Source organism: Rhizobium sp. WYJ-E13 (assembly GCF_018987265.1).
Classification (GTDB): Bacteria; Pseudomonadota; Alphaproteobacteria; order Rhizobiales; family Rhizobiaceae; genus Rhizobium.
Genome location: NZ_CP076854.1, coordinates 1,840,894 through 1,866,199, shown reverse-complemented (window position 1 = coordinate 1,866,199; position 25,306 = coordinate 1,840,894). Strand labels below are relative to the sequence as shown.

General features: G+C 58.9%; 20 protein-coding genes. 5 read left to right on the top strand and 15 right to left on the bottom strand.

Annotated features, from left to right (window positions below; genetic code table 11):
- Positions 1-54: 54 nt before the first annotated feature.
- From KQ933_RS30040 to KQ933_RS30015, 6 genes are read right to left on the bottom strand one after another with little or no spacing between them, the layout of a single operon-like run.
- Positions 55-876, bottom strand: coding sequence for a sulfurtransferase (locus KQ933_RS30040; RefSeq protein ID WP_216759617.1), 822 nt, complete (start codon positions 874-876; stop codon positions 55-57).
- A gap of 26 nt (positions 877-902) precedes the next feature.
- The gene (locus KQ933_RS30035) at positions 903-1,886 is read right to left on the bottom strand and encodes a hypothetical protein (RefSeq protein WP_216759615.1); all 984 of its coding nucleotides are present in this window, start codon (positions 1,884-1,886) and stop codon (positions 903-905) included.
- The gene (locus KQ933_RS30030) at positions 1,883-3,238 is read right to left on the bottom strand and encodes a M20 family metallopeptidase (protein ID WP_216759614.1); all 1,356 of its coding nucleotides are present in this window, start codon (positions 3,236-3,238) and stop codon (positions 1,883-1,885) included. Before KQ933_RS30030 ends, KQ933_RS30035 begins: the two co-directional genes overlap by 4 nt.
- Positions 3,235-4,155, bottom strand: coding sequence for an ABC transporter permease (locus tag KQ933_RS30025; protein ID WP_216759613.1), 921 nt, complete (start codon positions 4,153-4,155; stop codon positions 3,235-3,237). The genes KQ933_RS30030 and KQ933_RS30025 overlap by 4 nt, the downstream gene beginning before the upstream one ends.
- A 5-nt stretch (positions 4,156-4,160) precedes the next feature.
- Positions 4,161-5,000, bottom strand: a complete 840-nt coding sequence (locus tag KQ933_RS30020) for an ABC transporter permease (protein WP_216759611.1) — start codon at positions 4,998-5,000, stop codon at positions 4,161-4,163.
- A gap of 7 nt (positions 5,001-5,007) precedes the next feature.
- Positions 5,008-6,495, bottom strand: a complete 1,488-nt coding sequence (locus tag KQ933_RS30015; protein WP_216759610.1) for an ABC transporter substrate-binding protein — start codon at positions 6,493-6,495, stop codon at positions 5,008-5,010.
- 172 nt (positions 6,496-6,667) lie between these two features.
- Between KQ933_RS30015 and KQ933_RS30010 the strand changes: the two genes are divergently transcribed.
- Together KQ933_RS30010 and KQ933_RS30005 are read left to right on the top strand one after the other, a co-directional pair.
- Positions 6,668-7,360: an FCD domain-containing protein gene (locus KQ933_RS30010; RefSeq protein ID WP_253958368.1), complete on the top strand. Its 693-nt coding sequence runs from the start codon at positions 6,668-6,670 to the stop codon at positions 7,358-7,360.
- Positions 7,360-9,669, top strand: a complete 2,310-nt coding sequence (locus tag KQ933_RS30005; protein ID WP_216759609.1) for a molybdopterin guanine dinucleotide-containing S/N-oxide reductase — start codon at positions 7,360-7,362, stop codon at positions 9,667-9,669. Before KQ933_RS30010 ends, KQ933_RS30005 begins: the two co-directional genes overlap by 1 nt.
- Positions 9,670-9,872: 203 nt before the next feature.
- Here KQ933_RS30005 and KQ933_RS30000 read toward each other — a convergent pair whose 3' ends face one another.
- Positions 9,873-11,867, bottom strand: coding sequence for a glycosyltransferase (locus KQ933_RS30000; RefSeq protein WP_216759608.1), 1,995 nt, complete (start codon positions 11,865-11,867; stop codon positions 9,873-9,875).
- Positions 11,849-13,081 (bottom strand): HlyD family secretion protein, encoded by a 1,233-nt coding sequence (locus KQ933_RS29995; protein ID WP_216760885.1) that lies wholly within the window; start codon positions 13,079-13,081, stop codon positions 11,849-11,851. The genes KQ933_RS30000 and KQ933_RS29995 overlap by 19 nt, the downstream gene beginning before the upstream one ends.
- A gap of 378 nt (positions 13,082-13,459) precedes the next feature.
- Here KQ933_RS29995 and KQ933_RS29990 point away from each other — a divergent pair, with 378 nt between their 5' ends.
- Positions 13,460-14,635 (top strand): helix-turn-helix domain-containing protein, encoded by a 1,176-nt coding sequence (locus KQ933_RS29990; RefSeq protein WP_216759607.1) that lies wholly within the window; start codon positions 13,460-13,462, stop codon positions 14,633-14,635.
- A 97-nt stretch (positions 14,636-14,732) separates the two neighbouring features.
- Here KQ933_RS29990 and KQ933_RS29985 read toward each other — a convergent pair whose 3' ends face one another.
- The 7 genes from KQ933_RS29985 to KQ933_RS29955 form a co-directional block, all read right to left on the bottom strand.
- Complete coding sequence (locus KQ933_RS29985) at positions 14,733-15,071, bottom strand: STAS domain-containing protein (RefSeq protein ID WP_216759606.1); 339 nt, start codon at positions 15,069-15,071, stop codon at positions 14,733-14,735.
- Positions 15,072-15,085: 14 nt separating this feature from the next.
- Positions 15,086-15,646 (bottom strand): ATP-binding protein, encoded by a 561-nt coding sequence (locus KQ933_RS29980; RefSeq protein ID WP_216759605.1) that lies wholly within the window; start codon positions 15,644-15,646, stop codon positions 15,086-15,088.
- 4 nt (positions 15,647-15,650) lie between these two features.
- Positions 15,651-18,011 carry a SpoIIE family protein phosphatase gene (locus tag KQ933_RS29975; RefSeq protein ID WP_216759604.1) on the bottom strand — a complete coding sequence of 787 codons (2,361 nt, stop codon included), beginning with the start codon at positions 18,009-18,011 and terminating at the stop codon, positions 15,651-15,653.
- Complete coding sequence (locus tag KQ933_RS29970) at positions 18,008-19,174, bottom strand: class I SAM-dependent methyltransferase (RefSeq protein WP_216759603.1); 1,167 nt, start codon at positions 19,172-19,174, stop codon at positions 18,008-18,010. The genes KQ933_RS29975 and KQ933_RS29970 overlap by 4 nt, the downstream gene beginning before the upstream one ends.
- Positions 19,171-19,689 (bottom strand): ubiquinone biosynthesis methyltransferase UbiE, encoded by a 519-nt coding sequence (locus tag KQ933_RS29965; RefSeq protein ID WP_216759602.1) that lies wholly within the window; start codon positions 19,687-19,689, stop codon positions 19,171-19,173. Before KQ933_RS29965 ends, KQ933_RS29970 begins: the two co-directional genes overlap by 4 nt.
- Before the next feature lie 50 nt (positions 19,690-19,739).
- A complete protein-coding gene (locus KQ933_RS29960) occupies positions 19,740-21,464 on the bottom strand; it encodes a bifunctional diguanylate cyclase/phosphodiesterase (protein ID WP_216759601.1) in 1,725 nt (574 codons plus the stop codon).
- 262 nt (positions 21,465-21,726) lie between these two features.
- Positions 21,727-22,665: a sugar-binding transcriptional regulator gene (locus KQ933_RS29955; RefSeq protein ID WP_216759600.1), complete on the bottom strand. Its 939-nt coding sequence runs from the start codon at positions 22,663-22,665 to the stop codon at positions 21,727-21,729.
- A 73-nt stretch (positions 22,666-22,738) separates the two neighbouring features.
- Here KQ933_RS29955 and KQ933_RS29950 point away from each other — a divergent pair, with 73 nt between their 5' ends.
- Entirely contained in the window at positions 22,739-23,458 is a 720-nt protein-coding gene (locus KQ933_RS29950; protein WP_216759599.1) for an HAD family phosphatase, read from the top strand.
- 168 nt (positions 23,459-23,626) lie between these two features.
- Positions 23,627-25,261 (top strand): ABC transporter substrate-binding protein, encoded by a 1,635-nt coding sequence (locus KQ933_RS29945; protein ID WP_216759598.1) that lies wholly within the window; start codon positions 23,627-23,629, stop codon positions 25,259-25,261.
- Positions 25,262-25,306 lie beyond the last annotated feature (45 nt).

Here is a 25,306-nt window from a genome sequence, read left to right as displayed (position 1 = left end):
ACGGCCGCAGGGATGAGTGATCCATCAACGTCCCGGGCTGGCTTCAAGCCAACCTCAGACCTCCTGCGCCGGGCCGATCTCGATCGGCAGCGCCGCATTGCCGGCCCATTCGTGCCAGGAGCCGGTATAGATCTTCACCTTGTCGTAGCCGGCGAGCCTGAGACCATAAAGCGCCGTGGCCGCGCGGGCGCCGCGGTGGCAATAGGTGATGACCTCGCGTTCCGGCAAAAGCCCCGCCGCTTCGGCAATCGCGCGGATCTCGGCCGCTGAACGGTATCTGCCGTCCTGCAACAGATCCTCATAGAAGGCGAAATGCGAATGCGGGATACGGCCGGGCCGGGCGCAGCAGGGATGGACGAACGTGCCTTCGAATTCCGTGCGGCGTCGCGTGTCAAAAATGTCGGCGCCATCGGCCTCATGGGCCAGCACCTGCTCCGTTGACGCGACAAGCTCGCGGCGGAACGGTATCGCCGACGCTTCGGCCTGGCGGATCGCGTCGGTGGCGCCTGTTCCCGGCGCGGTCTCGCCACCGGCCGCTCTCCAGGCCTGGATGCCGCCGTCAAGGATCAGCCCGCCTTCCAAACCGACGAGTTCATAGAACCAGAGCCCACGCGGAGAGATCATTCCGGTCTGCTCCTCGAAGAACACCGGGATACGGTCCTTGCCGAGGCCGAGCCGTTCGAAAGCACCGCGCGCGCCCGCGGCCATGCCGGCGATGCCGGTTTCGTCGCTCTCGGGGATGAAGTAGTCGTAGACGTTGAGGCTGACGCCCCCCGGCAGCGTCTCCTTGCGCCAATCCACTTCCGGGCGAACGTCCACCGGCACGAGTTTTCCTTGCGGCAATTGCGACATGAATTCCGCGGCAGTGATGATCATGGCCGGATCCTTTCAGGGAATGCATATCAGAGGGAAGGCAGTACGGCGCCTATATTCAAGCCGGCCGCACGGTGCAGCAGGCGGGCGGCGAAGGCGATATCGAAGACGTTGAGGCCGAAGCTGGAAAAATAGAGCGACGCGCCGGCAGGTGGCTGCCAGCCATCCAGAAGGATGGCTGGCAGGTCCGCTGCCACGCGGTCGGGGCCGAACTCCCCGGCGCGATACATTTGAAACAGGCTCTTGGCGCTCTTCTCGGCAAAATCGCCCCAGAGATCGACGGCGACGACATCCGTCGCCGCGATCGTTTCGAACAAAACCTCATGGAAGCCGATCTGCATGATCAGCCGACCGGGCCGAACCGTCGAAGGGCCGATGAAAGGGGCCGTCGCCGAGGTGCAGCAGATCACAACGTCAGCCTCGTCCAGCGCAGCGTCGAGATCGTCATACGCGAGGATACGTGTGGCACCCGGCGTCACCCGATCCAGCAACCGGTCGAGATGGGCTTTCGTCCGGTTCCAGAGATGGATCTCCTGAACAGAGGGGAACAGCCGCACCAGCATGTCCAGATGGGTTTCGGCATGAGCGCCGGCGCCGAGCAATGCAACGGATGTGACGCCGCCCGGTTTCAGCGCCCGCATGGCGATGGCGGAAACGGCAGCCGTGCGCATACGGGTCAGAAGCGCGCTTTCGACGCTACCGACCGGCGCACCGTCTGAGAGTCGGTTTATGATCGTGATACTGCTGATGCTTGGCAGGTCGCCCGTTGGCTCTGCTCGATGGACCGTCCATTTCAGTCCGGCTGCATCGTAGCGGCCACCGACGAAGGCCGGTAGGCCGTAGGCCTTGTTGCGGGGATCGGCGCCGAGCGGCATGACGCTTTCGGCAACCATGCCCGCCTGTCCGTCGTGCAGCAGCCTGATCGTCGTCTTTATGTCCTCGACAGCTGCCGCCCAGTCCAAGGCGCCGGCCTTGATCGCATCCGCGCGGGAAAGGTGGCGGATGGTATTCATCGCGCGGCCTCCTCAGCTTCGTCGGCAACCAGATCGAGCCACACGGCGATAGAGTCGATGAAGCGACGGAAGCCTTCCAGCGTCATGAACTCATCGATGCCATGGGCGTTGCCGCCGCGGCCGGCACCGGCCAGAAGGAAAGATTTCGCATGGCGGGCAAAGGCGTCGGCCGGTGCTCCGCCGATTGCCCAGGGCCAGATCTGCGGGCGTGCAAGCGCCGTCTTTTCATAACTCTTCAGAAGCGGCCCGATACCTGGCGCATCAGCCGCGAAGCGGTAACCGGGATAGCTGTCGGTGACGGCCAGGACCGCACCGGGGACCGTTTCGAGTGCCTGCCGATACCGGGCGAGAAAATCGGCGGGATCGAGAGACGGGGGGGCACGCAGCTCGAAACCGGCGCGGGCGCCATAAGGTATGACGCCATCGGAGCCGAGCGGCATGCTTTCGAGGCTGGATATGTTGAAGGAAGCAGTCGAAAGGACATATTGCAGCAGCGCGAGGCCATCGCCTTCCAGCGCGAAAGTTTCCGTTCGGCGGAAGTGCAGCTCCGCGGCGGGATCGAAGGTCGAGGCCAGGTTTGCGATGACGGCCTTTGCCTCCTCGTCGATCGAAATCCTGGCAAGTTCGCCTGTCGGCGGCTTGCCGATCAGCGACAACGCCTCAACCAGCCGGCTGGCGGGATTGGCGATCCAGGGCGCGTTGCTGGAATGGATCGCAGCTTTCGGGCCTCCCCAGGCACCACCCTCGACCCGGACCTCACCCTTGGCGATGCCGGAAAAGCCAAGATAGAGGCGTGGCGGGCCGCCGCCATATTCGCAGAACGACGGGAATATCGCAGAGGCGCTCGGCCTGACCGGGCAGGACGGATCGGCGAGATAGTCACGCATGGCGCGGCTGCCGCTCTCTTCCTCGCCATCGACAAGGACCTCGACATTAACGCGCAGCCGGCCGGCCGACGATAGCGCCTTGAGCGCCCAGAACATGCCGGCAAGCGGTCCCTTGTTGTTTTCGGCTCCGCGCGCGACGAAGCTCTCGCCGATCTCCGGCAAGTCGACGATGCCGCCGCAGAACGGATCGACGGACCAGCCGTCCGGCGTGGCCGGCATCACGTCGTACATGTTGTAGAGAATGACCGTGGTCGCGGCGCCGACGTCGATGCGGGCGTGGATCACCGGCGGGCGGTCCCCCGACGGATCGGAGCAGATGATCTCGGCTCCGAGCTGGTGCTGCAGCCAGCAGCGGACCTCGTCGGCTTGGGCACGCAATGCCTTATCGTCGCCCTTGACCGACGGGATAGCGCACCAGTCCTGCGTCAGTTGCAGCGCCTCGTCGACTGTCCAATCGTCGATCATATCCTGATCCTCGGGTTAAGCCAGACATAGGTGAGATCGACGAGGAAGTTGACGACCACGAAGACGGCAGCGGCAAACAGCACGACGGCCTGTACAACCGGGAAGTCGCGGTTCTGGATGGCTTCGACGGCAAGCCGTCCGATGCCGGGCCAGGCGAAAATGATCTCGGTGACCAGAGCGCCGCCGAGCAGCGAGGCGAAATACATGCCCTGAACGGTGATAACGGGGATCAGCGCGTTGCGCAGCGCGTGGTGGACGATGATGCGCCAGGAGGAGATGCCCTTGGCGCGCGCGGTGCGGATATAGTTCTCTCCCAGCACCTCGATGAGGCTGGCGCGCACCAGCCGGGTGATGGCACTCAGATAATAGGCGCCCAGCGCGATCGACGGCATGATCAACTGGGCGGCACTACCGATGCCGCTCGACGGCAGCCAGCGAAGCTTCAGCGAAAAGAAGATGATCAGCAGCAGTGCCAGCCAGAAGACCGGAATCGCCTGGCCCAGCAGCGAAATGACACGGATTGCGAAATCGATGGCACTGTTCTTGCGGATGGCCGCGATGGTTCCGAGCAGGAAACCAAGCAGCGAACTCCAGACGAGAGCCACGCAGGCAAGCAGCGCGGTGGCCGGCAGGCGTTCGATAAGGAGATCGAGCGCCGGGCGATGGAAGCGCAGCGAGTTGCCCAGCTCTCCCGTCACGGCACTTGCAAGAAAGCGACCATACTGGAGCCAAATCGGATCATTGAAGCCCATCGCCTGGCGGAAGGCCTCGATTTCGTCACGCGACGCGTCCGGCGACATCATCAGCGCAGCCGGATCGCCGGTGAGGAACAAGGCAAAGAAGACGATCACCGAGACGCCGAACATGACGACGATGCCCTGCAGTGCTCGTCCTGTGATGAAACTCAAGGTCTTCATGGTCTTTAAACGTTCCTGCTGTCGGCACGTCGCACGAGCCAGTCGCCGATGAGATTGCAGCCGATCACCAATGCGCCGATGACGAGACCCGGATAAAGCACCAGCCAATTGGCAAGCAGGATATAGGAACGGCCCTCGCCGATCAGGTTGCCGAGGGTCGGGGTGGGGGGCTGCACGCCAAGGCCGAGGAAGCCGACGGAGGCCTCCAGGATGATCAACCTCGGCAGGTCGAGCGTCATCAGCACCGTCTGCGGCCCGACGATATTCGGCAGCACATGGCGGAAGATGATGACCATGTCGGACAGGCCGATCGATCGCGAGGCATCGATATATTCCAGCTCGCGGATTTCCAGCGTCTTGGCGCGGGCGACACGGGCAAAGACCGCCCAGCCAGTGACGCCAAGCACGACGACGAGATTGCCCATGCTCGGGCCGATCACCGCGACGATCAGCAGGATGAGAAGAATGAAGGGAATGGCGAGCTGCACGTCGACAGCGCGCATGATGATGATGTCGAACCAGCCGCGGTAATAACCGGCGATCATGCCGAGCGTCGTGCCGAGCACGACGGAGATGACTGAAGCGGCGATGACGATCGACAGCGAGATGGCTGTGCCGAGGCCCAGCCGGGCGAGAAGGTCTCGCCCGAGCTGGTCGGTTCCAAGCGGATGGAATTGCCCGCCGATAACAGAAAGTGGCGGCTTGAATGTCGCGGTCAGGGTTCCCCGTACCGCGTCGACTGGCCAGAGGAGCGGCACGAAGACACAGAGCAACAGAACCACGACCAGAAGGAACGTTGCGAACAGGGCATCCGCATTGTTCCGGACATTCCAGAACCGTGTCATGCTTGGCCTACTTCTTCCTGATGTCGAAGACCGGGATACGGGCGTCGGGGCGTCCTTCGAAGGTAACCGACTTCGCCTTACCGTACAGCGCGTCTTCCTGGTAAAGCGGGATCACCGGAACCTGTTCGGCGGCGAGATCCTGGATCTGGGCCAAGACCGCCTCACGCTTGGCAGGATCGACGATCGAGCGGCTTTCATCGAGCAGCTTGTCGAGTTCCGGAATGGACGCCGTCGAATAGGGTTCACCCGTCTTGAAGATTGCGTAAACGGCCGCATCGGCATCCAGCGTCTGGGTCGAGCCCCAGCCCAGCATGAAGATCGGCCCCTTGCGCGGCACCTGCTGGACATAGACCGACCAGTCGAGGACCTCCTGTTCGACCTTGACGCCGATATCACCGAACTGCTGGGCGATCGCCTGGGCGACTTCGCCGTCCTTCATGTAACGGTGGGTAGACTGCATCTTGATCGAGAAGCCGTTCGGGAAGCCAGCTTCGGCAAGCAGGTCCTTCGCCTTCTTCGGATCATAGGCCGTGACCGGCAGATCCTTGTAGCCGAAGTCGGCCGCGCCCACCTGCGTGCCGCGCGGCGATGCCATGCCCTGCAGGATGTTGGTGACGATCGATTGGCGGTCGATTGCGGCGTTCAGCGCCTGGCGGACCTTGACGTTGTCAAGCGGCTTTTCGCTCATCACGAGGCCGAGATAGATGGTCAGGCCTCCGTTCTTGACCTGCACGAGGTCGGCGTCCGGGCTTTCCTTGATCATCGGTGCGATATCGACCGGGACGTTCTCGATCAGGTCGACTTCACCGGTCAGCAGAGCGGTGATCCGGGCAGTCCCATCAGGGATGGCGCGCCAGGTGACCTTGTCTATCGACGGTGCGCCGCGCCAGTAATCCTTGTTGGCTTCCAGAATGACGTGCTGGTCCGGAACGAACTCGACGAACTTGTACGGGCCGGTGCCGACTGGCTTGCGAGCGAAGACATCGTTTCCGACTTCCTTCACGTATTTCGGCGGCACGATATAGGCCGGATAGCGGCTCATGCGGGTCGGCAGAAGCGGATCTGCGCTCTTGGTCTTGATGCGAACGGTCAGCGGATCGACCACCGAGACGCTGTCGATCGTCCGGATATAGGAAACCGTGGGCGACTTGGCATTCGGATCGAGAACGCGGTCGAGCGTGAATTTAACGGCTTCGGCATCGAAGTCCTCGCCGTTGTGGAACTTAACGCCCTCGCGCAGCTTGAACTCCCAGGTCGTGTCGTCGATCGCCTTCCAAGAAGTCGCGAGCCCCGGGACGAGCCTCATATCCTTGTCGCGCATGACCAGCGTATCGAAGATATTGTCGACGATCGTCGCGCTTTCCCGCAGGAAACCGGGATCCATCGCCGTGGTGGAAGCGCCGCGTCCGACGACGAGATCGGCAGCGTCAGCGTTTGCCGTGGTCAGGGGCAGCAGCATGGATGCCGCAAGCGCGAGGGCAGCAAGTCTTTTCATGGGACCTTCACTTCCTTTGGAGTTCGTATTCACATTCGATTTTACTCCAGGCTTCCCACAGGGAAGGGCTGTTAATAGATGGACGATATATGATATATCCTATCTGGACAAGATGTAGGCAATTTCGAATCCGTGGTAAAAAACGGGCAATTTTTCTACCCGCGAGGATAATGTGAGTACGGCTTTGTTCAATGCGGCTCCGCGAAAGAGCCTTGTGACGCATGTCGAGGATGAGATCCGCATGGCTCTCATCGAAGGTCGTCTGGAGCCGGGGACACGGCTTGTCACAAAGGACTTGGCGGACTCGCTCGGAATGAGCATTACGCCGGTGCGTGAAGCGCTGGTGCGTTTCGCAGCCTCCGGCGTCCTGACCGCGGAACCTGCACAATCCTTTCGGGTGCCGACGATGACAGTGGCGCAATATCGCGAGATTTCCGAGATTCGCAAATCGGTCGAGGGCCTCGCTGCATTCAATGCTGCAAGTCAGATCAGCGGCAAAGAGATTGCGCAGATGCGGGTTCTTCTAAAAAAGTACTTGGCAGCGAAGACGGCGAAAGACCAGCATCTGGCCCTTGCCCTGAACAAGGAGTTTCGCTTCGTACTTTATGCCGCAGCTCGCATGCCAACCCTTCTGGGCGTCATCGAAATGCTTTGGCTGAAGGCAGGCCCTGGCTTTAATTATCTCTATCCGGAGGTCCAGTCCGCTTCCGGCGATCACCATAACTACGACGATCTGATGCGGGCTCTGCAGGAGAAGAGCGCAGATGCGGCTCGCGCCGCGATCGAGCATGCGATCTCCGACGGTGCGCGAATTGTCATAGAGGCATTGCGGCAGCGCGAAGAGCCATCGGCAGCGGCGAAATAATGGACCACGCAAAAAGGTCCAACCGCAAGATCCGCACTGCTGCCCACTGGGGCGTCTATGAGATAGAGCCCGAAGCCACCGGTGGCGTGTCGATCCGCGGTGCGGCGGAGGATGCCGATCCGTCTCCGATCGGCCTTCATATGGCATCAGCAACGCTGAAGTCGGTGCGGATCGCAAAGCCTTCGATCCGCAAAAGCTGGTTGCAAAGTGGACCGGGCGCCAACCCGCATTTGCGCGGCCGCGAACCTTTCATTGAGGTGGAATGGGACGAGGCGCTCGATCTTTTGGCGCGCGAATTTCAGCGTATCCGTGAAAAATTCGGCAATGAGGCGATCTTCGGTGGCTCCTATGGCTGGGCCAGCGCTGGCCGCTTTCACCACGCGCAAAGCCAGGTGCACCGTTTCCTCAACCTGATCGGCGGTTATGTTGGCAGCGTCGACAATTACAGTCTTGCGGCGGGGCGGGTGATCCTGCCTCACGCGATCGCATCGACCGAGATCCTTCTCGACCAACACACGTCATTCGACGTGATGGCGCGGCATACCGAGCTGTTCCTTACCTTCGGCGGCGTGCCGGTGAAGAATGCCCAGATGTCTGCCGGAGGCGCCGGGCGCCACCGCGTGACGGCCGGCATGAAGGCGATGGAAATGGCCGGTACGCGCTTTGTCAATGTCAGCCCGGTGTCTGATAACATGCCGGTTGACAGCGAATGGCTGGCTATCCGCCCGAACACGGACGTGGCGCTCATGCTGGCGCTTGCCTATGTGCTGGATGCCGAGGGACTTGCCGATTTCTCGTTCCTGCAAAGCCATTGCGTCGGCTATGAGCGTTTCAGGCCCTATCTCCTCGGCGAGAACGACGGCATTGCCAAGTCCCCGGAATGGGCATCCGTGATCTGCGGTATCGATGCCCGACGGATCACCTCGCTGGCGCGGGAAATGGCGACGAGCCGGACGATGATCAACGTCTCATGGTCGCTGCAGCGCGCCGTGCATGGCGAACAGCCATTCTGGATGACGGTGACCTTGGCGGCCATGCTAGGCCAGATCGGCCTACCCGGCGGCGGCTTTGGCATTGGTTACGGCGCCTTGAATTCCGTCGGCCACGACAATCCCCGCTTCAAGTTCGGTGCTTTTCCGCAGGGGAAAAACCCGATTTCCACGTTCATTCCGGTCGCGCGCATCACCGACATGCTGCTCAATCCCGGTGACGGCTTCACCTATAATGGCAAGGCCTTTGTCTATCCCGATATCCGGTTGGTCTATTGGGCCGGCGGTAATCCGTTCCATCATCATCAGGATCTCAATCGTCTCTTGCAAGCTTGGCAGAAGCCGGAGACCATCGTCGTCAACGAACCCTACTGGACGTCGACGGCGAAGCTTGCCGATATCGTGCTGCCGGTCACCACTCCGCTGGAACGCAACGATATCGCATCCTCCGGCGGCGAAGACCTGATCGTTGCGATGAAAAAGGTCCAGGAGCCTTTCGGACAGTCACGCAGTGATTTCGATATTTTCGACGATCTTTCCAAGCGGCTCGGCATCGATTTCTCGGAAGGACTTGATGAGAGCGGATGGCTGAAGCGCATCTATGCATTGGGCCGCGACAACGCTGCCGCAAGGAGCATCGATCTGCCGGAGTTCGGCGATTTTTGGGAAGCCGGCCTTATCGACCTCGGGCCGCGGGCCAAGCCGGTCGTGATGCTGGAGGCCTTCCGCCACGCGCCGGACGACAATCCCTTACCGACCCCATCCGGCCGTATCGAGATTTTTTCTGAAACCGTCGACAGCTTTGCACTTGAAGATTGCCCTGGTCACCCAACCTGGTTCGAGCCGCCGGAATGGCTGGGCGCGGCTTTGCGGGGCGGCCAGGAACTGCACTTGATTTCAGATCAGCCCGTGCGCCGGCTACACAGCCAGTTGGACGCCAGTCCACACAGCAAAGCGGGTAAGATCAAGGGCCGTGAGCCGATCTTCATAAACCCGGAGGATGCACAGGCCCGAGAAATTGTTGGAGGGGATCTCGTCGAAATCCACAATAAGCGCGGGCGGGTTATCTCTGGTGTGGTGATTTCTGAGGCGATCATGCCAGGTGTTGTGAGGCTGTCGACAGGCGCATGGTTCGACATGGATCACAAGCGTGATCTGGAACGGCACGGCAATCCCAATGCCTTGACCCTGGATACACCGTCATCATCGCTGTCACAGGGTTGCAGCGCGCAAACCTGCCTTGTTCAAGTTAGGAAGGTTGATGTCGAACATGCAGGAGTCGTTGAGGCTTTTGCTCAGCCTCACTTCGAAGCGAGATAAGATGCAAGCACTCATGAACACGATCCCCCAGGTCGCGGCCACATTCATATGGGCCGCCATCGTCCCGGGTGGAGGCGTGGTGGATGGCCGATACTGCCGGAACTGCAAGGTCGCACCAGTCGGGAGCGGCCGTGACCAGCCTGATCCTCGTCATCCTCGGCCAGGCCGATCTCTGTATCGGCTTCGGGGCGCTTGAACGTCGACTACAATGTGCGCGTTCGCCCGAACGAGCGCAGCAAGAGATTAAGGGAAACGGCGACCTTGTCGATGTCGGGAATGTCCTGCGAATAGTGACCAGTGTAGAGTTTCACAATCATGCTGTCGCGAGCGGCGCCACTGAGTTCGAAATACAGGTGCATGTAATAGGCTTGCTTATCGCCGCTGCGACTTATGCTCCTTCGTCGTTGAGTGACCTGCCTGAGCTCTGCCTTGATCGGGGTGAAGCCGGCGAGTTTCAGCATGACCGTTTTGGATTGAAATCGCGCCATGATGGGGACAGCAACGACCGCCTTGTCCAGCGCCAAACTTACGACTCGGCCGGGGATATCGTCGACCGTGGCGGTTTCATCGAGTTTGAACGCATCAAACAGGCGTCGAGGCTTCTCAAAACAGATCAGGGACGCGATGAGCAAGACAACGATATTGATACCTGACCAACAGGCGGCGATCGTCGAAAACTGACCCTGTATATGCGAGGTTTCCGGCACGATGTTGACCAGCAGACCCAGGACGGTGACCGCGATCAGGCTTGCGATCCATGCGAAACTGTAACGGTCGAACAGGTTCGACTCGTTGCCGCTGCCCTTCGGCGTCACCCTGAACGGCTTGCCAAATGGCCTCACCAGGCTGGAGACCACGGTAGGCAACATGCGGAATGCCGCAAAGGTCCCGACTGCGCTGGAGACCACAGGCAGATAACGCGTCGGCGTGATCCACAGCATAAGCAGAAAATACGCCGCCAGCAGCGGCACCTGATGCGACACGTAATCAGCGATATCCGTGAAATAGAGCGGGAGCATGCCGAACCAGAGATAGACGATCGGGACGAGCAATATCATGAAGCGGACCGGATACTGTACCAGCCATGATATCGGCAGGAACATGATCCGTTGAAAGAGCGTCAATCCGGGTCCGCGCAGCGGGCCATTGTACAGGTAAAGAGTTTGAATACCCCCCTGACACCACCGTTCGCGCTGCACAAAATAACCTGTCAGGTTTTCGGCGGCCAATCCCATCGACAACCGCTCATTCAGATAGCGCGTCTTGTAGCCTTTATTGAGCATTGAAAGGGTTGTCAGCAGGTCTTCTGTGATCGACTCCGTCGGAAACCCGTCTATGGTGTCGATGGCCTTGCGGCGCGCAATGGAGCATGACCCGCAACAGAAACTGACGTCCCAGGCGTCTCGGCTCGGCGCGATCTCATCGAAGAACAGGCGCTGCTCGTCTGGCCAGATATTCTCCAGGCCCAGGTTCGATTGCACCGGATCGACATTGAAGAAATGTTGAGGTGTCTGGACGATGCCGATGCTATCATCGCAAAAGAAGGGCAGCGTCCGGCGAAGGAAATGTCGATAGGGAACAAAATCCGCGTCGAAGACTGCAATAAACTCGCCCGAGCTCACCTTCAGCCCATTATTCATATTGCCTGCTTTGGCGTGCTTGTTGTCGCCGCGCGTGATATGGATGACGTTCTTCTCCTCGCAATAGGCCTTGAGCCAGTCCCGGCGCTGGTCGTCAAGCACATATACGTTCAATTTGTCGGCGGGATAATCCAGCGCACGCGCGCCGATGATGGTTCGCTCAAGCACGTCGAGCGGCTCGTTATAGGTAGGAATGAAAACATCTACAGCCGGCAGTTCACGCTCGTCTCGCTCAAAGAAAACGCGAGCCAACCTGTCGGCTTCTCCGCTTCGATCGACGTAGCGGCTCATCAATATCAAAAATAGGACCACCTCGACGCAGGCGAGAATCTCGACCACAAAAAGGATCCAGACCCAATAGAAATTCAGGCCGTCGTTGGGATAGGGAAGGACAGTCTCGGTCAAGCGCCAGAACATGTATCGCAATACAACTGCTGCCACAAACAAGCAGGTCACCGCCCGTGTCCAGGTGCGATGGCGCGACCAATTGAACGGCCCGAGGCAAAAGAAGGCCAAAACGAGAAGGGTTGGGATCAGCGCTACAAGATACTGAACCACAGGTTTTTAACCCAATTGGACACCGAGATGCCGTGTTTGGGAAACCGCACCTGCACGGTGCGCCCCACTTGGCAGAAGTTCGCAAAATCCTCGTTCATGAAGGATGGATCGAGGTGGACCCGAATGCGAGCGTTACGCTGTGTCGATGGTGGCAGACTGGCTGCAAAGGAATCGGTCTCTACAGCCGCCGAGCTGCCTCTTACGGAAATGACCGCACCCTTGAAGACATCGCTGCGGCCGAACAAGCGCACTTGCGCGGCAAGTCCCGGATAGATCTCGTCATAATTGACCTCGGGAACAAGGATATCGACAAACATCTCCCGACAGTCGAGGAGGCGCATCAGCTCGTTATTAAGCACGACATTCGAACCGTTGACGATACTCCTGCTCCAAACAACGCCGTCAAACGGCGCTGTTGCTATTGCAGATTCAAGGCTTCCGACGCGGTTTTCCTCTTCGATCAACTGCTTTTGAGCTTCCGCGGCGCGTGTCTCATTTTCCGCGATGCGTGAGTTCAAGTCGCTGATGCGAACGGTAACTTCGTCCTCGCGCTGTCGCGAATAAGGCACATCATTCTGTCCGTCGCCGAAGACAAAGATACCTTGGCGGACGGCATTGAGCCTCTGTTGCAATTGATCGACCGTTAAATTGCTGATTTCGACCTCGCCGCCAGTCGCAACTCCGGCAGCGCGGGCAGCCTCAACCAGCTTCTGCGTAAGAATGCCTTTTGACTCAAGCTCCATCCGGCGGTTCAGGTCGACCTGCGCGACCAGATCCTGGGCTTGCGACACCTCGACTTTCTTCCGCAGGATTTCGACTTCGCGTTCAAGATTGGCAATGGTGGTTTGCCTATAGACCTCCAATCGAGCAGATAGCTCTTCGCGAAGTTGGGAGAGCTCGTCCCGCTCCTTTTTCAGCGCTGCGACGCGGTCGAGCGCTGTGTTGCGATCCGCTTCGAGTGAGGCGAGAATCGCGCGATTGACGCGCGGATTTCTGATCTCTGCGAGGGCCTGGCCCCCTTTTGCCGGGCTACCGACCTTGAGAGGCTCTTCTGCAATCGTGCCATCGATTGGGGCATTAACGACAGCGAAACGCGCGTTGACCGTACCGTCAAGGCTCGTAAACCCGGTGATCGCAGGCAACGAGACGATGATCACGAGTGCCAGTATAAGTAGACCGACAAGAATGCGTGTGATGCGATGGTTCCAGATCATATTGGCATCCGAAGGTATCGCTTCAGCATCCATTGTACCCATCGAGTTGGCACAATGGATGCAACCAGTTATTGCATATTTAACGCATTGAAAATCAAAAGACAAGTGCTGGTCGCAACCGTGCGGTTTTGTGGAGCGATGCAATGAGCTTCGGAGTTAATCATTGCCTAAAAGAACAGGACGCAGTTGTCGTTATCCTCGCATCCCGAAAATTATCGTTCCGCACATTTCTGCTCGGAAAAGAATATGATAAGTAGCTTATACACGTGAGGCTCAGCCGCTTCCCTTTAAGGGGCTGTGCGGAGATTTTAGCCGCAAGAACGATTGTTCACTCTCAATTTCAACAGCCCGGATCGGCTTATGCGCTGGAGGGATTGGATGGATACGGAATCTGGATCTGGAGATGACCTCCCCGTGAGGCAGGAATGGCCGGCCGACCTCGAGCGGCGGCGCTGGCCGCGTGAACCGGCGGCACAGAAAGAGCACCGCTTGGGTATTCCGCCTGCGCTGGCGCCCTTGCGTTTCTCGACGCAGGACCTGCCGCCGAAGGAACAATTTCAAGCCTGGCGCACGCATATGGCGCCGATCGTGGATGTCCATTTACCGGACGAAAAATCCCCGGACGACGGCTTTCTTGCCGAACAGATCGGCTGGCATCTCGGCGACATACTCATCATCCAGCAGCGCGCGCAGGCATACAGCTTTGTTCGCGATCAAGCCATGCTGCGATCGAGCCCGATTGACCACTGGAACATCGGCCTGCTTCACAGCGGCCGGGTCTGGGCCGAGGTCAGCCGTCACGTAACAGAGGCCGGTCCCGGCGAGGTGTTTTTCAGCTCTCTGGGTTATCCCTGTCGCGGGCGGATCATTGATTCAGTCGCTGTACTTATCTTCTTGCCCTATGAATTATTGGCTGCGAATGCGGGCCTTCTCCACGGTGCCAACAACACGCTCCTGTCCGGTAGCCTGGCTGAACTGCTCAGGACCTATATTACCGGTCTGGAAACGAACCTGAGCAATCTGACGGCGGGGGAAGTGCCGCGGATCGTACAAACGATCTCCGATATGCTTGTCGCATGCGCTGCGTCATCCACAAGGCCGGATATGGGCCAGATCCAGACCGGCATGGGAATGATGGAGCGGGCGCACCGCTACATTCACCTCAACCTCCATTCAGACAATTTGACGCCCGACGTCCTGTGCCGTGCGCTGGGCATCTCGCGTACACGGCTCTATCAATTGTTCGAAGCGAGCGGGGGCGTCTTTAACTACATTCGCAAACGCCGATTGCTGCAGGCATATGCGGATCTCAGTAATCCGGCCGACAACAGGCAGATCTCGGAGATTGCGGAGGCCGCCGGTTTCGACGCCGCAGCCAATTTTACGCGCGCCTTTAGCCACGAATTCGGGCTCAGCCCACGTGAAATCCGAAAAACCATAGCAACTGAGCGCCCGGTTGTCCCGGCTACGCGTTCCACGCGGCGTCATGGGACAACGATCGGCGATTGGCTACAGCATCGGCCCGAAAACCGGAATCGATTTTCGCAAGCCTGATGCGTGGATTCAAAGAGTTAGAGCGCCGTGCGTCCGAATGGACGCACGGCGCTCTAATGCTTGCAGGGTGATTTGATGCCATGGCAGAGGCCTTGCCTCAGCTAAGCCTGAGATCCACCCCCGGGTACAACTTCTTCAAGTTCGGAAGGGACTTCGACTGCCAGGGATATTCCGAGCTTCCGCGCACCGTGAATTGAACATTCGGCTTGTTGCGGACTTCAATCGTGAGCTTCGCGAGCAGGTTGATCCCGGAAGAATTGAGAAATTGTAGCCCTGTGAGGTCGATCGTGACGCGATCCGGCTTGGCGTCCAGAATATTCATGACAAGGGAAAAAATGGGTGCATAAGCCTCCGTGCTGGGCAGGCGCATAATCCCATCGAAATAGATTTCCGTACCTTCCGACCAGACGCGATATTCTTCTTCCTTGATTTCCATATCGACCTCTCCCGTCAATTCGCTGCATCTGGAACTGTGATGGATGCGTAGGTCTCCAGCGGAATTCTGCCGTCTGGCTTCCCTGCTCCAAAAACCCACGCAAAGTGAGCGCCATAATCACTCATGAGGGTCAGAAGTCCGAGACCTGAGCCCGTCAAATTTGCGCCAATTGCATTCGCCTCAATTCGTTTGATGAGAAGCTCGCCCGGATCGCCTATCGTGATTTCCGAAAGCAAATGCTGGAACTGCTCGGACGTTTCCTCGTCGACAAGATTGGAGACCTTGGCCCGGAAGACATTATTCTCAACCGAAGCCTCTACGACAATTTCGCCGGCTGCACGGAATTTTACTGCGTTCTCGACAAGCTCGTTCGTCAGATAACTGACACTGTGCCGGACCTCCCTGTAGAGGCTATGCGATGTGCGGTAGCGCAAGGCCACGACCTCGGCGACGAAATCCGACGTGATTGCGCAATGTTTCCAGCCGATATCGAGAGGCCCCTCAAAAAGGCGCAGCCTCGTGACATTTTCGCCTGTTCCAGTTGCCAGATCTTCCAGTCCATACAAGGTCGTCATTCGTTCACCTGTGTCTCATAACCACGAGTGTGATGTCATCGTGGATCTTCTGCGTGCCGATATGGGCCATCAAATCCTCGATGATTCCGGCCTTGACGTCCTCGGCGCTCAGGCCGTATCGCCGGCCGGCGCTCTCGCAAAGCCGCTCGATGCCGAAGAGTTCGCCGTTGCGATCCTCGGCCTCGGTCACGCCATCCGTGTGCAGAATGATTATATCGTCGCGGTCAAAGGAAACCTCGCGTGTCGCCACGAACGGCGAAATATCCGGTTCCAGTCCGATCGGCAGACCCAGATCAAGCGTATCGATCCGCTCCACCTTTCCGAGCTTTCGAACGACGATCAGTTCCTCGTGCTGGCCCGAAAGCGTCAGGCGTCCTTCGTCGTAGTCCAGGAAGGCGAGGGAAAGGTGCTTGTTGGTGCTGGTCCTGACGAGATTTTTATAAATGGCCCGATTCACCCTGTTCAGAAATTGCGAGGGGTCCATGTCGCCGGCCTCCTGCAATGCCCGCGCAATCGATTGGACCATCAGCATCAAAACGCCGCTTTCGAGGCCGTGTCCGGTAACGTCGCCGATGCCGATCTTCAACCGCGTTCCGTCCCTCAGGACATCGTAGTAGTCGCCCCCGACCTCGTCGGCCGGCCGCATGTAGGCCGCGATCTCCAGATCCGAAATTTCTTCCAATTCTCCGGTCTTGGGGAGAACCATCATCTGGATGCGACGCGCAACCGCAAGCTCCGCCCCCAGGCGCAGGTTTTCGCTGCGCAATTGTTTATTCAAGCTGGAGATCTGCTGGTTCGCTTCTTCGATCTCCTTCGTTCTGTCCTCGACGAGCTGCTCGAGATTTTCGGTATGAAAACTGATCTGTTCAGCCATGCGGTTGAAGGCCATTCCAGCTTCTCCGACCTCATCACGTGTCGGTATGTCCACCCGAACGGAATAATCCTTGGCCTGAATGCGTTTGGCGGCTTCGGCGAGCGAGCTGATGCCTTTGGTGATGCGCTTCGATATGGCGAAAACGGCTGCGATGACGAAGCACAGCGATACGAGGAGTGCCAGGACCTGGTAGATCAGAATCCGGTTCGTTGCCTGTGAAATTCCAGCCTGAGCCGCAAACAGCGAAGCATAGATCTCGCGCTCTGGCACGACGATGCCGAGCAGCATGGCTTCGCGTCTGACAGGGCCGGAAACCCAAAGGTTCGTCGGTCGCAACTGCTTCAAGACGACGAGATAGGGAACCTTTTCGCCATTTTCATCAAGGCGAATATGCCGCAATAGCCCGTCCTCCCCCAGCGGTAATTGCGCGACTTCCGGCTGCGCACTCCCTTTCAGTGAACGGTTGAGACCCGTGACACCTTCACCGCCTTGATTGTTCGATGCCCGCAGGCCGATAATTTTCTCGCCGGTCGGATTGATGGCAACCACGTTGCCGTCCGACATGGCCAGAAATCCGAAGCCGCTGTCGGCAACTTTGACGCTCTCCACGATTCCAGCCAGCTGGTCGAGCGTGATATCCGTTCCGGCGGCGCCTGCGACTTTCGTCCGATCAGGGGACCAGAGTGGCTGAAAGAAGCTGACGATGAGCTTTCCCGTGATTGCATCCGTGTAAGGTGCAGTCTGAGTGATGTCACTATTGACTGGCCGCTGTCCTCTATCCTTGCCCCACTCCTCCCAGGACTCGTAAAGCCCGGGAAAAAAGAAGGTCCAGAATTCCGCGCTGTTATGGCCAGGATAGAGCTTGTCGAAGGTCTGGGCCTGGGCCGTGTAGGGCGCTGTCCTGAAGATTGGACGCTCTCTCGGGCCGATATAATACATCTGAAGCTTCGACAGACCGTCCGACAAGAGACTTGGCGCAACCAGGTCGAGGACTGCACTGTTTTCGATGTCCCTCTGGACCGCCGGCAATGGAAGGTGATCAGATCCCAGGAGATATCCCCAGACGCTGACGACCGAAGGCGAACCGGGCAGGTTCTGAGCCCATCCTCCTTTCGCATCGTAAACGACCTGGGTGGTTCCTGGAGAACCAAGAGCCATCGCCTGGCCGATCTGGGCTTCTCTCGAGGGGCGATCGATCTGGGCTTGAAGAACGCCGGCCAATGTGCTGACGTCGGAATGGACTTGGCTCAGGAGCAGGTTGACGTGTTCGGCCGTTGTTTCCGCGTAGGAGCGGATGTAGCCCTGATTGGCTTCCTCCAAACCTTGGCCGACTTCCGCGGCGGCATCACGAGAGAGCCTTTGCACGTTCCAAAGCGCCAGGCCTCCGGTTACCAGCAGGTCGAACAGCACGGCACTGCCGACGACGAGGACGAACTTTGCACGAAACGAGTTCAAGCCAAAACGTGTGATCTGTCGACCGGCTGCGCTCATGACGGTTTGCGCCCGGACGCCGCCCAGATTGGCCAGCCGGCATAGCCCTTCGGATGAAGGGCTGCAAAAATGTGGTCCCTGAAACCTTGGCGGAAACGTTCTATGAATTCAGGGGAATCCCCGCGCCTGACAGCCATTTCTCCGGCATAAACATTTTCCCAGGCTGCGATGACGTCGGCAAAATCCTGCGGGTCTCCATCGAGATTGGTGACCATGAAGGACTCGACGAGAATATCGTCAAAGCCGGCGTCGGCCAGATATCTGCGACTTTTCGGGCCGAGTTCCACATCCATTTCGAAGTGGCTGAATAGCTTTGCGACTTGATGATACGTCCACTGGATGCTTTGCGAGCGGGGTTCTCCTAGGCAGTGTGAATTTTTCTCGTTGGTTATGTATACCCGCCCGCCCGGTCTGCAGATCCGGAAGAGCTCTTTCAGAAGCACATCCGGCCGGTTGAATATCTGAAGCGAATGGCGGCAGGTCACCAGGTCGAACTGGTTGTCTTCGAGCAGCATCTCCGAGGCGTCGCCGTAAGTATATTCGATATCGGAGATATTGAAGCTGGCGGCCATCTCGCGTGCATAGGCAAGGCTTGCCCTGGAATGGTCGAGCGCCACGATCCGCGTTGGCCGGAACTCTTTTTTGACAAGTGAGGCGAAATCGCCGATGCCACAGCAGATATCGGCCATCACAATCCCTGGCCGCATGCCGTGACGGGGAAGGATCGTGCGCTCGTGGCGCCACGTCATCTTGGTTTGCGTGCGCAATATCGGAATGAAGCTCGTATCCTCGACGAAGCTCTGGCCGGGATAAAATCCCGAATCATAGACCTCCACCGTTACCCGCGGCTCGATGCTGCTCAAGTGCTTGAACATGCGTTCGGTCCAGCCGACGACACTCGAAGTCACCACCACGAAGCGAAGATCGGATCTTGTTCGGCAGGTGTCCAGCACAACGCGGGCAATGGCCTGAAAGGCGGTGTTGTTCATCTGGACGAGGCGTTTTACATTGATGTAGAGAACCCCTCGAACATCATCGACAGCCTCCTTGAGCATGAAAATGCTGGCGGCGATCTCATCGACGGAATACGGTCGGATCACGCCAGATAGGACAAATTCCTGGCTGTTGGAGTCGAATTCTGCATGGAAGGGTGTTGTGCTCAACGTATGCTTCCTTCAAGCGGCAGGTCGACCACCAATGTTATGGACGCTGGAGCGCGTTCCTCCAGATGCAGGCGGGCATCGAAATTGATTGCCAGATCGAGAAGAGTGACCTCCCTGTTTGGCGTCTGATCCATTGCAATGGCACTGAGATAACGCGCGATTGCATCTTTCCGATGAGTTCTCGACACTGCCTCGCGATAGAATTCTCGCTGTCCGGCGGGAGACGCGAAACTGAGCCTTACACGTTCCGTCGCATCGCATCGATAGACTGTGCAGTCCATCAAACCCTGCGGAGAACCACCGCGGAACGATACTTCCAGCAGTTCATTGAGAGCAAACGAGAAGAAATTCGAATGCCGAATAGGATCGGCGCGATTGTGACTGATCATCCGCGCCATGAAGGTCGACAGTTGATCGCAATGCTGCCAGTCGGAAAGAAATGTCGCCATGTCCATCTCGAACCGAAGGAGGGGCTTGAAGTTCACTTCCGGTGACTTGTCGCTGGCTGCATGCATATCGTTTCCTCCTCGCCATATCCGCTCCGAGAGAATTCGAAAACTGATATTCACATTCTCCTAGGATTCAAAGGTGGCGCTCGTCCGGAAATCGAGAAGTTCTCAAAGGCGACGGGCGGCATAAGATTGCTGAGGAACGTACCGACCTCTTCGGCGGGCATCGGCTTGCTGAGGAAATATCCTTGCAGCCGGTCACATTTTGCTTTTTTGAGCCAAGCGGCTTGCTCTGCCGTCTCCACCCCCTCGGCAGTGACGCTCATGCCGAGCCCGTGGGCGAGTGCGATAATGGATTGGACGATCGTCTGACTTTTGTCGTCGATCTCAAGATCCTTGATGAAATACTGGTCGATCTTGATCGTATCGAAGGGAAAGTTCTTCAGGTAGCTGAGCGACGAATAGTAGGTCCCGAAATCGTCGAGCGAGATCTGCACTCCCAGCACTTTCAACGTATTGAGGGTGTCGAGATTGTTGATTGTACGCTCTAACAACACAGACTCGGTGATCTCAAATTCAAGTCGGTCGGCGCGGATGCCAACGAGGTCCAAGGTCTGAGCAATGCGATCGGTAAGGCCTGCGTGCAGAAACTCCGCCGGGGAGAGATTGACAGCCACTGTAAAATGGGCGGGCCACGACATCGCTTCACGACAGGCCTGTTCAAGGAGCCATTGACCGATGTCGCTCATCAAACCGTCCGTCTCAGCCATGGGGATGAAGATATTGGGCGGGATGATGCCAACGACGGGATGATGCCATCGTAACAGTGCTTCGAAGCCGACGATCGAAGAGGGAGGTTGTACGAGCGGCTGATACTCGATGAAGAACTGGCCCTCTTTAAGGGCGGTCCGCAAACTGCGACGCAGTGTCTCCCGCTGCTCCAGAACCATGAGCATGGAGCGGTTAAACTTCCTTGCCCTGTGCCTGCCGTCCTTTTTGGCCGCATAGAGCGCGATGTCTGCCGCTTTCATGAGCTGTTCGAATTCGTTTCCATCCGCCGGGGCAACGGCAATCCCGACGCTTGCGCCGACAAAGACATTGATGCCCTCGACCGTGAACGGTTCCCTGAACGCACCGACGAGCGCTTCTGCCAGGCGCTCCGCCTCCCGAGGCTGATTGGCTCTCCGCTGGATGACCGCGAACTCGTCACCGGCCAATCGATAAGCGAATTCCTGCTCCCGAAGCACGCTCCTTATCCGTTCGGCCGCCATCTTCAGGACGGTATCGCCCGCACCGTGACCCAATGTATCATTGACAGGCTTAAAATCATCGAGGTCGATCTGCATGAGGGCGAACTTTACCCCCTTTGATACCGGGAAGGCACCCCGCAATTGATCGCTGAATTGCCGTCGGTTTGGCAGTCCGGTCAAAACATCGTGGGTAGCCTGATGAAAGAGAAGCGCACGGTCATTTTCAGCCTGGCTATAAGTCCCGCGCAAGCTCGAATCGCCGTCCGCCTCGACAACACCCAAGCCGCGAGGGCTGCGGAAAACCGTGAGTGTACGCTGATCTCCTGTCTTTGCGTCTGCGATCTCGACGTTTCGCGGCAATCCACTCGAAAGTACGAGTTCGACCGCAGATTTCGTCGAAGGGGCTAAAAGCTCCGGATAGACATGCCATAAGGTGGCATCGACCAGCGAATCGACAGCATGCGTTTGCCGATGCCTTTCTGAGCATTCGGTAAGATGAAAGCTCTCGTCATAAAGAGAGACGAGATCGTCGGTATCGGCAAGGAGATTGGTTTCGACAGAAGCAGACTGTGTCGCGTCGCTGTGCGGCATCCTTTGCTCCCCTTCTGTAAAGTCCTCTGAGAGACAACTGCTAGTCCAACTGCACCCGCTTGATTTCGATGTGATTCAAATAGCGTCTCTAATTTAGGGATTGCCGAATAATGATCGCAGAACGTGTCGCGGTCAATGCCACTCCACTGACGAGATAGTGGTTTTCCAGATTGCGCCGGTCTTGTGGAGCAGATCTCAGGATCTACTGCCCAGGCCGCATCAATCTCGGTCGCCTCCCATAGACGCAGGCACGCACCTCACCTCATCCGCCGGCCAGCAACGCCCTTGCGCTCTCCTCATCCGTGATCAGCGCGGTTGCGAGTCCGGCGTGCATGGTGGCGGTGAGGATGGCGTGTTTGTGCGATCCGCCGGAGGCGACGATCCGGCAGGGGATCTTGCGATAGTCGGAAAGATCAGGGGCGAGTACCTGGGCGTTCAGCGGATGGGCGACGGGGCGTCCCTCGACGTCGACATAGCGGCCGAGCAAGTCGCCGACGGCGCCGACGTCGATGAGGTCGCTGACATCGGTTCCGGGCGGCAGGCCGTAGCGCACCTGCAGGGATTGCCGTGTCATGTCGCCGACGCTTAGAAATGAAATATCGACTTCGCAGGTCTGCCGGAAGATCCGCTGGAAGACGGATTGCGAAATGATCGCCTCGCGCGAATGCGGGCTCTCTGCATAGATAGGTGCTGCGAAATAATGACATTGCGCCTTCAGGACCTGTGCGAAGGCGCGCACGATCTCGAACGTGTTGATCTCCGAACCGTGCGTCAGCCCGCCCATCATCGAGCGTACCTCAATCTCCGGCTCGTTTGCCGGCGTCATGTGAATGACGGTTTCCCTGAGCGTCGCCCCCCAGCCGACACCGATGGAGCGGGGCTTGCGGGCCTGGATCAGCCGGTCCAGATAGGCGGCGGCACCGCGGCCGACCGCCTGGTGTAGAAGCTGCGGATCGGCCGGGGTCGGAACGATGATCGCTGCCTCCAGGCCGAAACGTTCCTGTAGGCGCGATTCGAGCTCCATTCCGGCGACAAGCGGCGAGGCGAAGCTGACCCTGACGATGCCTTCCTCGAGGGCTGCGGCCAGAAACTCGTTCACCCTGCGACGGGTGAGGTTCATCCGCTCGGCGATCTGTGCCTGGGTCAATCCCTCCACGTGGTAGAGCCAGGCCGCCCGGATTTTCAGCTCACTAAAATCCATAAATCTTCATCCTGAATTCGCCGGCGTTACAAATATCACATAGTTGTAACAAATGTAACGTAATGCCATTGGCATGACGATAGAACTTCTGATCTTCGATTGCGACGGTGTATTGATCGACAGCGAGCCGGTGGCAAGCGGCACGCTGGCGCAGGCTCTGCAACGCGCTGGTATTCCCTTGAGCAGCGCTGAGGTTCACCGCCGCTTCACCGGTCTTTCGGGCGAGGCGGCCCGCCGCCTCTGTAGGGAAGAGCTCGGCCTTGCCGATCCGGACCGGGTCTTTGCCGATGCCGGTCGCGCGCTCTACGAGGAATTTTCCCGTTCGCTGCAGCCGATGGCCGGCATGGAAAAGCTGTTGCGGGATCTCAAGCAGCGCAAATGCGTCGCGTCCAACAGCGATATGGAGCGGCTGCGCCGCAGCCTCGGTCTTTTCGACCTCTGGGCGGAATTTGCCCCGCGTATCTACAGCGCGGAGATGGTGGCGAGGCCGAAGCCCGCACCGGATCTCTTCCTGCTCTGCGCCGAAAATCTCGGCGTCGAGCCCGGCCATTGCCTTGTCATCGATGACAGCGTGCTCGGGATTACGGGTGCTGTGGCGGCCGGCATGGCGGCGATCGGCTTCGTCGATCCGGCCGATCCGCGCAGCGGACGGCACGAGGCGCTGAAGGCGGCAGGGGCCTTGCGAACGGTCGAGGGGGCGGGGGAACTGGCGCTCGCTCTTGCGGCGCTTTCGTCTTCTGAAAAGGAAAAGGCCTCTTCTGAAGGGAAACCGGCGGTGGAGGCCGCTGGCTGATCTCGCGAGGGCGGATGCTTTCGCGCGCTGAATGGCCCTTCGCGGCATCCGCGACGGGCGGCTGTTACCGAAACTTCATGAAGCCGTCGTTCAGGCGACATGGAGCCGATCCTAAGAACGAAGGCCGCGAGCCGGGGAGCCCGCCGGCTAAGACACAAGGAGTTTCCGATGATTTCGATCAATCGACGCGGCGCGCTCGGCCTGCTCGGCGCTACCGCCGGTACGCTTATTCTGCCGCGCATGGCTTTCAGCCAGGCCAAGCGTCCTTCCATCACCATCGCGGTGCAGAAGATAACCAACAACAATTCGCTCGACGTCTATCACGAGCAGTCCAACGTCGGCGAGCGCATCTTCTATCCCAACCTCTGGGAAGGTCTGATCCTGCGCGACTGGATGGGCAATCAGGGTCCGGTTCCGGGTCTTGCGACCGAATGGAAGCGCATCGACGATAAGACGCTGGAACTGAAGCTGCGCCAGGGTGTCAAGTTCCACAACGGCGATGAAATGACCGCCGAAGACGTCGCCTTCTCCTTCTCCAAGGAACGCGTGTTCGGCAATACGGAACCTGCCGGCGGCAAGACCATCTTCGAAGCCGATCACAAGCCGGCCACCGCCAAGGAACTGCCGGCCACCGTACCGGGCGTCGGCCGTCGTCTCTGGCCGGCGCTCGCAGGTATCGAAATCGTCGACAAGTACACCGTGCGCCTGCACAACACGACGCCTGACGTGACGCTCGAAGGCCGCCTCTATTCCGGCGGCAGCCAGATCACCAACCGCCGCGCCTGGGATGAGGCTGCCAGCTTCACCGAATGGTCGCGCAAGCCGATCACGACCGGCCCCTACATGGTCGGCGAATACAAGCCGGACGTGTCGCTGACCCTCATCGCCTTCGACGAATATTGGGGCGGCCGCCCGCCGCTCGAGCAGATCCGCTTCGTCGAAGTCCCGGAAGTCGCCTCGCGCGTCAACGGCCTGCTTTCGGGCGAATACGACTTCGCCTGCGACCTGCCGCCGGATCAGATCGCCGCCGTGCAGGCTGCTCCCGGCTACGAAGTCCAGAATTCGACGATCTGGAACCACCGCGTTTCGGTCTTCAACACGCAGAACCCGATCCTTGCCAACCCGCTCGTGCGCCGCGCCATGACGCATGCCATCGACCGCCAGGCGATCATCGATGCGCTCTGGGCCGGCAAAACGGTTGTCCCGGCCGGTATGCAGTTCGAATCCTTCCGCAACAGCGACATGTTCATCGATGGCTGGTCGCCTCCGGCCTATGATCCAAACCTCGCCAAGGACCTCTTGAAGCAGGCCAACTACAAGGGCGATGCGATCCCTTACCGCCTGCTCAACAATTACTACACGAACCAGACCGCCAACGGCCAGATCATGGTCGAGATGTGGAAACAGGTTGGCCTCAATGTTGAGATCGAGATGAAGGAGAACTGGGCGCAGATCCACGATCCCCAGGGCATCAAGGGCGTGCGCGACTGGTCGGCTGGCAACTCGATCAACGACCCGATCACGCCGATGGTCGTGCAATTCGGCCCGAACGGCGAAGTGCAGCAGAAGAAGGACTGGACGAACGCCGAGATGAACAAGCTCGCCGTCGTCATGGAAACCTCCACCGACCGGGCACTGCGCAAGAAGGCGATCGCCCGCATGCTTGACATCGCCGAGCGCGAAGACCCGGTCTATCAGGTCCTGCACCAGAATGCCGTCTTCACCGGCATGAAGTCGTCGCTGAAGTGGAAGGCCGCTCCGGCCTTCGCTATGGACTTCCGCGCCACCAACTGGTCGATCTGATCGGCTCGTCACTCCGGTCTCCGGCGGCTTGAGGGCTGCCGGAGA

What these genes read in the sequence shown, in the direction of transcription:
- KQ933_RS29980 (WP_216759605.1), bottom strand. Translation starts at nt 15,646, where the DNA reads ATGACGACCTTGTATGGACTGGAAGATCTGGCAACTGGAACAGGCGAA.
- KQ933_RS29995 (WP_216760885.1), bottom strand. Translation starts at nt 13,081, where the DNA reads ATGATCTGGAACCATCGCATCACACGCATTCTTGTCGGTCTACTTATA.
- KQ933_RS29950 (WP_216759599.1), top strand. Translation starts at nt 22,739, where the DNA reads ATGACGATAGAACTTCTGATCTTCGATTGCGACGGTGTATTGATCGAC.
- KQ933_RS30025 (WP_216759613.1), bottom strand. Translation starts at nt 4,155, where the DNA reads ATGAAGACCTTGAGTTTCATCACAGGACGAGCACTGCAGGGCATCGTC.
- KQ933_RS30040 (WP_216759617.1), bottom strand. Translation starts at nt 876, where the DNA reads ATGATCATCACTGCCGCGGAATTCATGTCGCAATTGCCGCAAGGAAAA.
- KQ933_RS29985 (WP_216759606.1), bottom strand. Translation starts at nt 15,071, where the DNA reads ATGGAAATCAAGGAAGAAGAATATCGCGTCTGGTCGGAAGGTACGGAA.
- KQ933_RS30015 (WP_216759610.1), bottom strand. Translation starts at nt 6,495, where the DNA reads ATGAAAAGACTTGCTGCCCTCGCGCTTGCGGCATCCATGCTGCTGCCC.
- KQ933_RS29990 (WP_216759607.1), top strand. Translation starts at nt 13,460, where the DNA reads ATGGATACGGAATCTGGATCTGGAGATGACCTCCCCGTGAGGCAGGAA.
- KQ933_RS29945 (WP_216759598.1), top strand. Translation starts at nt 23,627, where the DNA reads ATGATTTCGATCAATCGACGCGGCGCGCTCGGCCTGCTCGGCGCTACC.
- KQ933_RS29955 (WP_216759600.1), bottom strand. Translation starts at nt 22,665, where the DNA reads ATGGATTTTAGTGAGCTGAAAATCCGGGCGGCCTGGCTCTACCACGTG.
- KQ933_RS29965 (WP_216759602.1), bottom strand. Translation starts at nt 19,689, where the DNA reads ATGCATGCAGCCAGCGACAAGTCACCGGAAGTGAACTTCAAGCCCCTC.
- KQ933_RS30020 (WP_216759611.1), bottom strand. Translation starts at nt 5,000, where the DNA reads ATGACACGGTTCTGGAATGTCCGGAACAATGCGGATGCCCTGTTCGCA.
- KQ933_RS29960 (WP_216759601.1), bottom strand. Translation starts at nt 21,464, where the DNA reads ATGCCGCACAGCGACGCGACACAGTCTGCTTCTGTCGAAACCAATCTC.
- KQ933_RS29975 (WP_216759604.1), bottom strand. Translation starts at nt 18,011, where the DNA reads ATGAGCGCAGCCGGTCGACAGATCACACGTTTTGGCTTGAACTCGTTT.
- KQ933_RS30030 (WP_216759614.1), bottom strand. Translation starts at nt 3,238, where the DNA reads ATGATCGACGATTGGACAGTCGACGAGGCGCTGCAACTGACGCAGGAC.
- KQ933_RS30005 (WP_216759609.1), top strand. Translation starts at nt 7,360, where the DNA reads ATGGACCACGCAAAAAGGTCCAACCGCAAGATCCGCACTGCTGCCCAC.
- KQ933_RS30035 (WP_216759615.1), bottom strand. Translation starts at nt 1,886, where the DNA reads ATGAATACCATCCGCCACCTTTCCCGCGCGGATGCGATCAAGGCCGGC.